The 12,821-nt window shown below is 68.3% G+C and carries 7 protein-coding genes; 3 read left to right on the top strand and 4 right to left on the bottom strand.

Annotation, left to right across the window (positions count from 1 at the left end; all coding sequences use genetic code 11):
• Positions 1-147: 147 nt before the first annotated feature.
• Positions 148-1,815: a Na+/H+ antiporter gene (locus U5771_RS06320; protein ID WP_322023190.1), complete on the top strand. Its 1,668-nt coding sequence runs from the start codon at positions 148-150 to the stop codon at positions 1,813-1,815.
• Between the two features lie 90 nt (positions 1,816-1,905).
• On the opposite strand, the gene U5771_RS06315 is transcribed toward U5771_RS06320, so the two are convergent.
• Together U5771_RS06315 and U5771_RS06310 are read right to left on the bottom strand one after the other, a co-directional pair.
• The gene (locus tag U5771_RS06315) at positions 1,906-5,478 is read right to left on the bottom strand and encodes an indolepyruvate ferredoxin oxidoreductase family protein (protein ID WP_322023189.1); all 3,573 of its coding nucleotides are present in this window, start codon (positions 5,476-5,478) and stop codon (positions 1,906-1,908) included.
• A gap of 2,098 nt (positions 5,479-7,576) precedes the next feature.
• On the bottom strand, positions 7,577-8,134 hold the full coding sequence (locus tag U5771_RS06310; RefSeq protein ID WP_322023188.1) for a sugar O-acetyltransferase: 558 nt from the start codon (positions 8,132-8,134) through the stop codon (positions 7,577-7,579).
• Positions 8,135-8,606: 472 nt separating this feature from the next.
• Here U5771_RS06310 and U5771_RS06305 point away from each other — a divergent pair, with 472 nt between their 5' ends.
• Positions 8,607-9,221 carry a glutathione S-transferase gene (locus U5771_RS06305; RefSeq protein WP_322023187.1) on the top strand — a complete coding sequence of 205 codons (615 nt, stop codon included), beginning with the start codon at positions 8,607-8,609 and terminating at the stop codon, positions 9,219-9,221.
• Positions 9,222-9,295: 74 nt separating this feature from the next.
• On the opposite strand, the gene U5771_RS06300 is transcribed toward U5771_RS06305, so the two are convergent.
• The gene (locus U5771_RS06300; RefSeq protein WP_322023186.1) at positions 9,296-10,264 is read right to left on the bottom strand and encodes an ion channel; all 969 of its coding nucleotides are present in this window, start codon (positions 10,262-10,264) and stop codon (positions 9,296-9,298) included.
• 188 nt (positions 10,265-10,452) lie between these two features.
• The gene (locus tag U5771_RS06295) at positions 10,453-11,472 is read right to left on the bottom strand and encodes a sulfate ABC transporter substrate-binding protein (RefSeq protein WP_322023185.1); all 1,020 of its coding nucleotides are present in this window, start codon (positions 11,470-11,472) and stop codon (positions 10,453-10,455) included.
• A gap of 452 nt (positions 11,473-11,924) precedes the next feature.
• On the opposite strand from U5771_RS06295, the gene dapA reads away from it, so the two are divergent.
• Entirely contained in the window at positions 11,925-12,818 is an 894-nt protein-coding gene (gene dapA, locus U5771_RS06290; protein ID WP_322023184.1) for a 4-hydroxy-tetrahydrodipicolinate synthase, read from the top strand.
• Positions 12,819-12,821: the final 3 nt, after the last annotated feature.

The following is a 12,821-nucleotide window of genomic DNA, read 5'->3' as shown; positions in this document are numbered from 1 at the left end:
CACGCCTGCGTGCGGCGGCGGCGCACCAGCGTGGCGCAGGCCGGATGCACCGTTTGCGTGCATGCGCACCGGCGCACGCGAGCGCACCCGTCACGCCGTCACGCTAAACTCCGTACGGTCGTTTCATTCTCCACAATTGCCGTATCGATGGAAATCGTCTTCACAGTCCTGATCCTGCTGCTGACCGTCGCGCTGTCCGGCGCGGTCACGCGCATCCTGCCGTTGCAATTGCCGCTGCCGCTGATGCAGATCGCGTTCGGCGCGATGCTCGCTTGGCCGAAGCTGAACCTGCACGTCACGTTCGATCCCGAAATCTTCATGCTGCTGTTCATTCCGCCGCTGCTGTTCGCGGACGGCTGGCGGATTCCGAAACGCGAGCTGTACCTGCAGCGCCGCGCGATCCTGATGCTCGCGTTCGGGCTCGTGTTCATGACGGTACTCGCAGTCGGTTACTTCGCGCACTGGCTGATACCCGAGTTGCCGCTGCCGATCGCGTTCGCGCTCGCGGCCGTGCTGTCGCCCACCGACGCGGTCGCGCTGTCGGGCATCGCCGGCAAGGGGCGGATCCCGCCGCAACTGATGCACATCCTCGAAGGCGAGGCGCTGATGAACGACGCGTCGGGCCTGGTCGCGCTGAAGTTCGCGGTCGCGGCCGCGCTCACGGGCATGTTCTCGCTGCGCGCCGCATCGGTCACGTTCGTGATCGTCGCCGCCGGCGGGCTCGCGACGGGCGCGATCGTGGCGTGGGTGTTCAGCGCGCTGTCGACGCGCATCCTGAACGCCGAGCAGGAAGGCGATCCGGCCCCCGGCATCGTGATGACGCTGCTCGTGCCGTTCGCCGCCTATCTGTTCGCCGAGCACCTCGAACTGTCGGGCGTGCTCGCGGCCGTGTCGGCCGGGATGATGATGAACTACACGAGCTTCTCCCGCAAAAGCACCGTCGCGTCGCGCGTGCGGGCCGAAAGCACGTGGGCGATGATCGAGTTCGTGTTCAACGGCATGGTGTTCATCATGCTCGGGCTGCAGCTGCCGCACATCATCGGCCGCGCGCTCGTCGACGCGCACCACACGAGCGACGCGCTCGTCGGCCGGATGATCTTCAACGTGTGCGCGATGATGCTCGCGCTGTATGCGATCCGCTTCCTGTGGGTCTGGCTGCTGCGCTGGATCGCGAGCCGCCGCGCCGCGCGCCACGGCCTCGCCGGCACGATGGCCGGCGTGCGCACGATCGCGGTGATGACGGTCGGCGGCGTGCGCGGCGCGGTCACGCTCGCGGGTGTGCTGTCGATCCCGGTCGCGCTGTCCGACGGCGCGCCGCTGCCCGGGCGCGACACCGCGATCTTCGTCGCGTCGGCGGTGATTCTCGGTTCGCTGATCGTCGCGGTGATCGGCCTGCCGCTGCTGCTGCGCGGCGTGCGCTCGACGCGCAATCCGCTCGCCGACGAGGAGCGCACCGCGCGCGCGGCCGCCGCGCAGGCCGCGATCCGGGCGATCGACTCGTCGCACGACGCGATCTCGGCCGATCTCGACGAATCGGGCGCCGCGCGCTGCGCGGACATCTCCGCGCGCGTGATGGACCAGTACCGCCGGCGCCTCGCCGCGCTCGCCGAGGACGGCCCGACACCGCGCGCGGAAGCGAAGCAGACCGAGACGATGGAACTGCAGATGCGGATCGCGGCGGTGCGCGCGGAACGTTCGGTGCTGTACCGGCTGCGCGGCGAAAGCAGGATTTCCGACGAGACGCTGACGAAGCTGATCCGCGAGATCGACCTGTCGGAAACGGCGCTGTCGACGCGCAAGAAAGGGATCATCTGAGCGGCTGCGCCGTGGGGCGACCGGACGGCTTCCCGATATGAAAACGGCGACGCACAAGCGTCGCCGTTTTCACTTCCGCACGCTTTCGCGCTACTTCGCGACGACCACCGGAATCCCCTTCAGCATCCCCGCGCCCTTCATCTCGTCGAGCGCGTGCTGCACGGCCGCGCTCGTCGCCGCGTCGATGCCGAGTTGCAGCGCGAGCTCGCGCTCCGCACGCTTCACGCCCGCGAGGTTGCGCACCTTCACGTGTCCGAAGCCGCGCACGCGAGCATGCAGGTCGGCCAGCTGCGCGACCTGCGCTGCATTGCCGGCGGTCGTCGCGGCGAACGCACGCGTGAGCGTCGTCTCGTAGTCGTCCGCGAGCGCGCGTTCCATTCTGCGCTCGGCGGTGCGGCCGAACGGATCGAGCCACGTGCCGCGCAGGCTGCGCACGCGCGCGAGCGTGCCGAGTACCGGCCACATCCACTGGCCGAACACGCGCTTCTTCGGCACGCTGCCGTCGCGGCCGGCCTTCGCGACCGTCGGCGGCGCCAGGTTGAACTTCACGCGATAGTCCTGCCCCGGCACGCCTTCGAACTGCGCTTCGAGCGCCGTGCGGAATGCGCCGTCCGCGTAAAGCCGCGCGACCTCGTATTCATCCTTCACCGCGAGCAGCCGATAGAAGGTCGTTGCGACCGCACGCGTCAGCGCGTCGTCGCCCTTCGCGCGCGCCGCGTTCACCAGCGCGCGGTAACGCTCGACGTAACGCACGCCGCCGTATGCGTCGAGGCGCGCTTCGCGATCGGCGATCAGTTCGGCGAGCGTCTCCGGCACGACCTGCACGGCCACCGCGTGACGCGCGTTCCACAACGCGTCGAGACCCGCCGCGTCGCCGGCCGCCATCCGGCCGATCGCGAACGCGAGCTTGTTCATCGGCACGGCGACGTTGTTCAGTTCGATCGCGCGCATCATCGCGGCGAGCGACACCGGCACGAGGCCGAGCTGCCATGCGTAGCCGAGCATCAGGATGTTCGCGCCGATCGAGTCGCCGAGGAATTTCGCGGCGAGCGCCTGCGCGTCGCAGCTCGACAGGTAGCCGTCGCCGGCCGCGTGATGCATCTTCTCGAGCAGCGCATCCGCATGCAGGTTCGCGTCGGGGTTCTGCACGAACGACGCATTCGGAATCCGGTGCGTGTTGACGACGATCCGCGTGCGCTCGTGGCGCACCGTCTGCAGCGCCTCGGCGCTCGCGCCGACGACCATGTCGCACGCGAGCAGCACGTCGGCCTGCTGCGTGTCGATGCGCACCTGGTTCAGCCATCGGTCGCTCGACGCGATCCGCACGAACGACAGCACCGAACCGCCCTTCTGCGCGAAGCCCATGAAGTCGAGCACCGACGCGCTCTTGCCTTCGAGGTGCGCGGCCATGCTGATCAGCGCGCCGACCGTCACGACGCCCGTGCCGCCCACGCCCGTCACGAGCATGTCGTACGGCGCCGCGTCGAGATGCGTCGCGGGCACCGGCAGCGCGTCGACGCGCACGGCGAGCACCGCCTCGTCGAACGCCGCGCCCGCGGCCTTCTTCAGCGCCGCGCCTTCGACCGTCACGAAGCTCGGGCAGAAGCCGTTCACGCACGAATAGTCCTTGTTGCACGACGACTGGTCGATGCGGCGCTTGCGGCCGAGCGGCGTCTCGAGCGGCTCGACCGACAGGCAGTTCGACTGCACGCCGCAGTCGCCGCAGCCTTCGCACACCGCGTCGTTGATGAACAGGCGCTTGTCCGGGTCGGGGAACTCGCCCTTCTTGCGGCGCCGACGCTTCTCGGCCGCACAGGTCTGGTCGTAGATCAGCACGGTGACGCCGGGCGTCTCGCGCAGCTCGCGCTGCACCGTGTCGAGCTCGCTGCGGTGGTGGAACGTCGTGCCCGACGGGAACTGCCCGTGATGGCCGTCGTACTTTTCCGGTTCGTCGGACACCACGACGAAGCGCGACACGCCTTCCGCCTCCACCTGCCGCGCGATCTGCGGCACCGAGATGCTGCCGTCGACCGGCTGGCCACCCGTCATCGCGACCGCGTCGTTGTAGAGGATCTTGTACGTGATGTTCGTCTTCGCGGCGACCGCCTGGCGGATCGCGAGAATGCCCGAGTGGAAGTAGGTGCCGTCGCCGAGGTTCTGGAACACGTGCTTCGTGTTGGTGAACATCGCGTGCGCGGCCCAGTCGACGCCCTCGCCGCCCATCTGGATCAGGCCCGTCGTGTCGCGCTCCATCCACGACGCCATGAAATGGCAGCCGATGCCGGCCTGCGCGATCGAGCCTTCCGGCACCTTCGTCGACGTGTTGTGCGGGCAGCCCGAGCAGAAGTACGGCGTGCGCTTCACCGCGTCCGCCTCGTTCGACAGGATCTGCGGCGCGACGAGATCGACGACGCGTTCGCGGCGATCGAGCGCCGGCTTGTGCCGCGCGAGCCATTCGGCGAACACCGGCAGGATCCGCGACGGGCGCAGTTCGCCGAGTTCGGTCAGCAGGCAGGCGCCCTGCGCATCGTGCTTGCCGAGTACGCGCGGGCGCGCGCCGTCCGTGCGGTTGTACAGGTAGTCCTTGATCTGCTGCTCGATGACGGGGCCCTTCTCCTCGATCACCAGCACTTCGGCGAGCCCGTCGACGAAGGTCTCGATGCGCGTCATCTCGAGCGGATACGACAGGCCGACCTTGTAGATCCGCACGCCGGCCGCGTCGAGATCGGCGACCGTCAGGTCGAGGCGGCGCAGCGCTTCCATCAGGTCGAGGTGCGCCTTGCCGCAGGTGACGATGCCGACGTTCGCCTGCGCGCCCGGCGCGATCCACTTGTCGATGCTGTTGGTGCGCGCGAAATGGCGCACCGCGTCGAGCTTCGCGGCGAGGCGCGCCTCGATCGTGAGGCTCGGCAGGTCGGGCCAGCGGTTGTGCAGGCCGCCCGCCGGCGGCGTGAAGCCAGCCGGCGCCGGCCATTGCGTCTGCAGCGCGTCGAGATCGACGGTCGAGCCCGACTCGACGGTCTCGGAGATCGCCTTGAAGCCGACCCATGCGCCCGAGTAGCGCGACAGCGCCCAGCCGTACAGGCCGAACTCGAGCATGTCGGCGATGTTCGACGGGTTCACGACCGGCATGTGCCACGCGATCATCGCGAAGTCGCTCTGATGCGGCATCGACGACGACACGCAGCCATGGTCGTCGCCCGCCACCACCAGCACGCCGCCGTGCGGCGACGAACCGTAGGCGTTGCCGTGCTTCAACGCGTCGCCGGCACGGTCGACGCCGGGGCCCTTGCCGTACCACATCGCGTACACGCCATCGACGGTGCGCTCCGGGTCGGCTTCGACGCGCTGCGTGCCGAGCACGGCGGTGCCGCCGAGTTCCTCGTTGATGGCCGGCAGGAAACGCACGCCGCTGCCGTCGAGCAGCTTCTGCGCCTTCCACAGCTGCTGGTCGACCATCCCGAGCGGCGAGCCGCGGTAGCCGCTGACGAAGCCGGCCGTGTTCAGCCCCTGCGCGGTGTCGGACGCGCGCTGCATCAGCAACAGGCGGACCAGCGCCTGCGTGCCGGTCAGGAAGATCCGGCCGCGCGTGGCGGTCAGGTTGTCGGTCAGACGGTAGTCGGATAGAGCGGGCGTGCCGTCGACGGGCAGGCGGGCGGTCATGGGGATGTCTCCTGATTGTGTGTTCTGGGCCGCGCACCGGGGCGTCGGGCGACGCCGGCCGGGGGCGGCTGGATGGCTCTATTTTTTCGCGGGGAGACGAGAAAGTTTTTTCTCATCTTGCTCGGGCGACGCCGGAGTGAGAAAAACTGCGCAGGTTTTGACCGGGAATTGAGAGAGTTTTCGCGCGGGGTGGCCGGCGGCCTTTGGGGGCGTGTCGGGGTAGGTGGGCCGGTTGCCTCGGAAAGGCGGCGCTGCGCGGGAGGCGGACCCGGGCGCGGCGACGGGCGCTCGAGGCCCGTGCGACAAGGGTTCCGGCGGCGGAACGGACGCGTCCTCACCCGTGGATTGCACAGCGTTCGGATTGGTCGCGGGTGCGGGATGTCCACAACGCCGGGGCGGCGGGCGGGTGCGCTCACCAGTCGATTGCACAGGGTTTCGAGTCGCGTCGGAGGCCGGATGTCCACACCTCGATCGGTCCGCAGGGCGGGCGGATGCCGACGCTCACCGTTGAAATCCACAGCGCGGCGAGTCGATGTCGGCTGGAGATATCCACATCGTCGGATCCCCGTCCCGCCGATCCGACGTTCGCGCTCACCTGTCGGATACACAGGATTGCGAGTCGATTCAGCGGCGGGATATCCACACCGCGGTCGACCCTCGCGACGTTTCGGGGTGACGGGGTGACGGGGTGACGGGGCGACGGGGCGACGGGGCGACGGGGCGACGGGGCGTCGCAGGATGACGCGTGTTCGGCGGGTGCGTGCCGGGTGCTGGCTTCAGGGTGGATGGGCGCCCATCCGCAAGCCCTCGCGGGGCCTTGGGGTTCACCAGTGCGTACCGTTGCGCAGCCAAACGAGGGGCCGGTACGGGTGTGGATATCGCCACCACCAGACACTCAAAACCCTGTGAATTTCGATGGTGAGCACCAGCACGCGATCGAATGAGGATGCCGACTCAGGTGTGGATCGCCCGACCCACGACGACTCGCAACGCTGTGAATCTCGACGGTGAGCGACAGCACCCGATCAATCGAGAGCGCCGATTCGGGTGTGAATAGCTCGACGCACGACGCCCCAAAACGCTGTGAATTCCAACGGTGAGCGTCGGCACGGCGATCGAACAATGGCGCCGATTCGGGTGTGGACAGTTCGATCCGAGACCACTCAAGACGCTGTGAAATTCAACAGTGAGCGACGACACGGCGATCGAACGATGGCGCCGACTCGGGTGTGGACAGCTCGATCCAAGACCACTCGAGACGCTGTGAAATTCAACGGTGAGCGTCGGCACGGTATCGCACAAAGGCGGTGATTCACGCGCGAACAACGGCCCCGGAAACCACGCCGAGGCCCGCGCATCCGGACTCGCGCGGACGCCGCCGAGCAGCCCGCCCCCGCCCTCACCGCTGAAATACACAGTACGTCGACTGGTTTCGGCGACCGGATATCCACATCGCGGCAAGTAATCGAATGGAACGCGCGATCGCGAGTGCGGTTAGAATGCGCGACCCTCGAAGCCGCGTCGAAGATCGCGCACGGGCGCGCATGCCGGCACCCGATTCGACCGGGTGCCGACACTCACCCTTGAAATACACAGCGCTTCGAGTGAATCCTGCGGCAGGATATCCCCACCGCGACACGCGTGCGGATCTATCGCCGATCCGCGCGCGCCGTTAGAATGCGCGGCGCTCCGAATTTCGTTCGACGCCCGGAAGTCCGCACCAGGCAAGTCTCACGCGCAGTCGGTCGGCGGCGCTCACCGTTCAAAGGCACAGCATTTTTCGTCGTTGCGGGCGCCAGTTGTCCACACCCTGCGTCGCGCATCCGGCGGCATGCGCTCACACTCACCGGTGAAATGCACAGCGTGCCGAGTGGTTTGAAGGCCGGGATATCCACAACCGACGTTGCGCGAACATTTACCGCCAGCGCATCGGCGACGTCGGTTCATGCTCCTGTCCGCGATCAGCGTCAAATGCCCGGAAGCCCCTTGAATTCGGCCTCCAGACGCGCGCTCACCGTTCGCATCCACAGCATTTCGAGTGAGTGGAAAGGCCGGTTGTCCACACCCGCTCCGCAGCGGGCGGCGCCCGCGAGCGCCGTCACTCGGCAATCGAACGGATGATCCGCGCCGGGTTTCCGCCAACCAGCGTATTCGGCGGAACGTCGCGCGTCACGACGGCACCCGCGCCGACAACCGAGTTTTCGCCAATCGTCACGCCGCCGATGATCGTCGCACCCGCGCCGATCCACACGTTGCTCCCGATCACGATCGGCCGGGCGACGACTGCGTCGCGCCGGCGGGACGGCTCGACCGGATGGCCCGACGTGATGAGGCTGACGTTCGGCCCGATCATCACGTCGTCGCCGAGGTCGAGGCCGCCGAGGTCATGGAACGTGCAGTTCTGGTTGACGAACACGTTGCGACCAATCCGCGTATCGGCACCGCCCGTCGCATGGAACGGCGGGATCAGCAGAAAACCGTCGTCCATCGTCTTGCCGATCAGTTCGCCGAACAATGTCCGGACCTCGTCCGCATCGTCGAACGTCAGACGGTTGAGCCGCGCGGTGATCGCCATCGTCCGCTCGAGTTCGGCGCGCATCGCGGCCGATTCCGGCGTGCGCCGGGGAATGATCGTGGTGCGATCGTCGTTCGCCATTCGTTGCCGTTCTCCGTGCGCGATCGAATCGACGCGCGGCGCATCACGCAGCGCCCGACTCGCCGAATGCGATCGCATCGCCTTGAATTCCATCATTCGGCCGCCCCGCGCGGGGTGACCCGGTTTCCGCGATTCGTGCCGCGCCGACGACCATCGCCCAGGCTCGTGCGGCCGGCCGCCGACGCTGCCGCACTGCCGGCGGAACGGTGCAGCCGTGGCCGCTTCAGCCGCGCATTCATACGCCAGTCTCAAACTAGTTAATTTATAACTAGTTAATCCATGAACTCAGATGACACGTGGCTTTTGCGGGAAATTTGCTCCCCCTTCGCACTCGACCGAACCCATACAACCCGCGCGCCACCACCGAGCCAGGGTCGACCGCGTCCACCGCCCGCCCCTGTCCGAACCTGTCCGGCTCGGGTACGCTTGAGCATCCACCGAACCGACACGCACACCCATACGCGGAGGCGCGATGAAGCTCTACTACTGGCCGAAGACCCGGGCATTCCGGGCGCTGTGGATGCTGGAGGAAATCGGCGCCGTCTACGAGCTCGTGCCGATCGACCTGCGCTCGCACGAACAGGGCAGCGACGCGTTCGTCCAGGTCAATCCGATGGCCAAGCTGCCCGCGCTCGACGACGGCAGCGAACCGTTCGCCGAATCCGGCGCCGTGCTGCTGTATCTCGCCGATCGCTGCCCGGGCGCCGGGCTCGGCATCGCACCCGACGATCCGCTGCGCGGCCGCTTCCTGCAGTGGATGTTCTTCACGCCCACCTGCCTCGAGCCGGCGATGGCCGAGAAATTCACCGGTGCGTCGGGCAATCCGGTCGCCTTCGGCTGGGGCAACATCACGCGCGTGCAGCGTGCGCTCGCGCAAACGCTCGCCCATGGCCGCTGGCTCGTCGGCGATCGCTTCACCGCGGCCGACCTGCTGCTCGCCAGCACGCTGAAGATCGCGCTCGACGCGCACCTGCTGCCGCACGACGGCGTGCTCGGCGACTATGTCGCGCGCGCCGAGGACCGCGACGGCTACCGCCGCGCGGTGGCGGTCGAACAGCGCGAAGCGGCGCGCCTGCTGCATGCGTGACGCGTGAGCTGCGCGGCATTCGGTTGCGGCCGTCGCCCCCGAATGCCTGCGCCGGTTCGCGCCGCCCGCCAACGTCACGCAGCCGGCCCGGGCGCCTGCCCCGCCGCGCCGGCCTCGACCACCACGCCCGGCGAACCGCGTTCGTCGGTATCGGCGTCGACCGGCACGACCTCGTGAAAATGCGTGTAGTCGATGTGCGTGATCCCGCCTTCGTCGTGCATCAGGTCGACATAGCGGTGACGCCAGCGGATGTCCGCATGCTCCCACGAGTAGCGCGCCTGCATGACCTGCGCGGTCGTCTCGTCGGAGCCCTCGATCGTGATCAGCAGCGACGCGTCGCGCGCGGCCAGCGACTCGGCCGTCTCGCCGAACAGCGGGCTCGTTTCGTCGATCACGTGCATCAGGTTCCAGCCGAGCAGGAAGATCGGATGCTCGCTGCGCACGAGCGACAGGTCGTGGATCTTGCGCAGCGTATAGCCCTCGTGCGTGCCTTCCACGCGCATCAGCCGCAGCTTCGCCTGTGCTTCGGCGATCACGTTCTGGCGCGCATTGGCGGCACGCACCATCAGCGTCATCCGCCCGTTCAGCGGGCGCACGATCGCGTAACGCGCAAACAGGATCTTCGCCTGCGGCCGGGAAAACCGTGCGAACACGAGGCCGGTCGCCAGCGCGATGCCCGACATCCCGATGAAGATCTCGAAGGTCGCGACGAGGTGCGCGTAGACGGTCTGCGGATGCATGTCGCCGTAGCCGACCGTCGCGAGCGTCTCGACGCTGAAGAAGAACGCGCCGGCGAACCCGGCCGGCGACTGGTTCGCGATCGGTGCGCGGCCGAGCAGGTAGAGCGTCGCGAAGCCGCCGTTGAGCAGCAGGAACAGCAGCGCGAGCGACAGGAAGAATACGGGCCAGCTCACCGTCAGTGCACGGTGATAGAGGTCGCGCCAGCCGAGCGGCGGCATCCCGTACGCGATCACGGGGCGGGTGCCCGACCAGATCTTGCGGCCACGGCCGCGGGAGGCTGGGGAGGACGAATCGACGTTCATCGCGCGAGGCCTGGAGCAAGGAGGCGATGAGCGTAGCACGCGAAGGCGGCGGCCGGGAATGCGCGGCAATGCGGAGCAGGCCCGCGCGTGCGGCACGAAAAAAACCGGCCGCATGGGCGGCCGGCTTCGCGGTGATCCTGCGCGCACGCGCGCGGCGCGCGGCGTGCGGCGTGCGAGGTGCGAGGTGCTTACTTGCGGTCGACGATCACGCGGTCGAACGTGCCGCCGTCGGCGAAGTGGGTCTTCTGCGCGTTCGCCCAGCTGCCGAAAACCTGCTCGACGCTGAACGTCTTCAGCGGCTTGAACTCGGCCGCATGCTTCTTCAGCACGTTCGCGTCGCGCGGGCGCAGATGGTGCTGCGCGATGATCTCCTGCGCCTGCGGCGTGTACAGGTAGTCGAGATACGCCTGCGCGACCTTGCGCGTGCCCTTCTTGTCGGCAACCTTGTCGACGACCGCGACGGGCGGCTCCGCGAGGATGCTCGCCGACGGGTACACGGCGTCGAATTCGGCACCCGACGCACCCGTGTCCATCAGCGCGACTTCGTTCTCGAACGTGACGAGCACGTCGCCGATGCCGCGCTGCGTGAAGGTCGTCGTCGCGCCGCGGCCGCCCGAGTCCAGCACCGGTACGTTGCGGAACACCGCCTTCTCGAAGTCGAGCGCCTGCTGGTCGGTCGCGCCCTTCTGCTTCTGGTAGCCCCACGCGGCGAGATACGCGTAGCGGCCGTTGCCCGACGTCTTCGGGTTCGCGATGATCACCTGCACGCCCGGCTTCGCGAGATCGCTCCAGTCCTTGATCGCCTTCGGGTTGCCCTTGCGCACGAGGAACACCATCGTCGTCGAGTACGGCGAGCTGGCGTCGGGGAAGCGCGCGCGCCAGTCCTTCGGCAACAACTGGCCGCGCTCGGCGAGCAGGTCGATGTCGTTCGGCTGGTTCATCGTCACGACGTCGGCCTGCAGCCCCTGCAGCACCGACAGCGCCTGCGCGCTCGACGCGCCGTGCGACTGCTTGATCGTCACCGTTTCGCCCGTCTGCTGCTTGTAGGCGGCGGCGAAGCTCGCGTTGATGTCCTTGTACAGCTCGCGCGTGACGTCGTACGACACGTTCAGGATCGACGTGTCCGCCTGCGCGGCCGTTGCCGCCACGACCAGCGCCGCCGCGGTGCCCGTGTGCAGCCAGCGGCCGATCCCCTTGATGCTTGCCATCGTGATATGCCCCGTTTCCAGTGGTGGTGAATGTGCGTGACGGCACGCGTACGCGCTGTCATCGAAACGTAAGCGGGCATTCTAGCGGCGGGGCGCGACGCGCTTTCCAATCTGTCGTGCAAAGCAAATCTCGAATCCTGCTAAACGGCACGCGTCGCTCGCGTACGCGCCGGATCCGGTGTTAAGATCGCCGCTCAGCCCTTTTCACGGTTCATCCATGTCCGCTGCCCTGCGCGCCTCGTCGATCCTTGCCGCCATCGCGGCAGGTGCGCGCGCGGCCGGGCTGAAACTGAAAAAACGACTCCTCGACTGACGGGGACGTCGCGTCCCGTCAGGCGAATGCCGGACGGGATGCCCGCAGGTCGTTTCATTCTCCTTGCTCGCACGCCTCGCTCCGGCACCCCGCCGGCGGAACGGTTCCTTCCCACTCCGTTTCCACCATGAGGCTTTGCATGCACACACGTTTCGAAGGTATCTGGCTGCCGCTCATCACGCCGTTCCACGACGGCGCGGTCGACCACGGCGCGCTCGCGCGGCTCGCGCGTCACTATGCGGCGGCGGGCATCGCCGGTTTCGTCGCGGGCGCGACGACCGGTGAAGGCGTGCTGCTCGACGCGCGCGAACAGGACGCCGTGTTCGCGACGCTGCGCGATGCGGTGCCCGACCTGCCGATCGTCGTCGGACTCACCGCGAGCGCGACGCACTTCGCGGCCGCCCGCGCACGCGAACTCGCCGCGCTGCGGCCCGACGGGCTGCTCGTCACGCCGCCCGTCTACGTTCGGCCGACGCAGGACGGGATCCGCCGCCACGTCGAGGCGATCGTCGACGCGGCCGACCTGCCCGTCCTCGTCTACAACATCCCGTACCGCACCGGCGTGAACGTCGAACTGGAGACGCTGCAGGCGCTCGCGCGCGATCCGCGCGTCGCGGGTATCAAGGAATGCGGCGGGACGCTGGACCGGATGAGCCGGCTCGTGCACGACACGCCGCTCGCGATCCTCTCCGGCGACGACAACCAGAACTTCGCCGCGCTGTGTGCCGGCGCGCATGGCGCGATCGCCAGCAGCGCGCACGTGCTGCCCGAATGGCACGTGCGCATCCACGCGCTGCTGCGCGACGGCCGGCTCGCCGACGCGCGACGGCTGTCGGTCGCGCTGCAGCCGCTCGTCGCGGCGCTGTTCGCGGAGCCGAATCCGGCGCCGGTGAAGGCGGTGCTGGCCGCGCAGGGGTGGTGCGAGGACGGGTTGCGGCTGCCGTTCGTGCCGGCGAGCGAGGGGTTGCGGGAGAGACTGGGCAGGCTGTGTGCAGCGCTGGAGGCGTCGGCGCACGTTGTCGCGGCAGCGTAGGGT

Origin of the sequence: Burkholderia sp. BCC1977, from assembly GCF_905339595.1 — a bacterium.
Classification (GTDB): domain Bacteria; phylum Pseudomonadota; class Gammaproteobacteria; order Burkholderiales; family Burkholderiaceae; genus Burkholderia.
Note: the sequence above shows the minus strand (reverse complement) of the source record. Positions and strands in the feature narration are given on the sequence as shown.

What these genes read in the sequence shown, in the direction of transcription:
- U5771_RS06305 (WP_322023187.1), top strand. Translation starts at nt 8,607, where the DNA reads ATGAAGCTCTACTACTGGCCGAAGACCCGGGCATTCCGGGCGCTGTGG.
- U5771_RS06310 (WP_322023188.1), bottom strand. Translation starts at nt 8,134, where the DNA reads ATGGCGAACGACGATCGCACCACGATCATTCCCCGGCGCACGCCGGAA.
- U5771_RS06320 (WP_322023190.1), top strand. Translation starts at nt 148, where the DNA reads ATGGAAATCGTCTTCACAGTCCTGATCCTGCTGCTGACCGTCGCGCTG.
- U5771_RS06295 (WP_322023185.1), bottom strand. Translation starts at nt 11,472, where the DNA reads ATGGCAAGCATCAAGGGGATCGGCCGCTGGCTGCACACGGGCACCGCG.
- dapA (WP_322023184.1), top strand. Translation starts at nt 11,925, where the DNA reads ATGCACACACGTTTCGAAGGTATCTGGCTGCCGCTCATCACGCCGTTC.
- U5771_RS06315 (WP_322023189.1), bottom strand. Translation starts at nt 5,478, where the DNA reads ATGACCGCCCGCCTGCCCGTCGACGGCACGCCCGCTCTATCCGACTAC.
- U5771_RS06300 (WP_322023186.1), bottom strand. Translation starts at nt 10,264, where the DNA reads ATGAACGTCGATTCGTCCTCCCCAGCCTCCCGCGGCCGTGGCCGCAAG.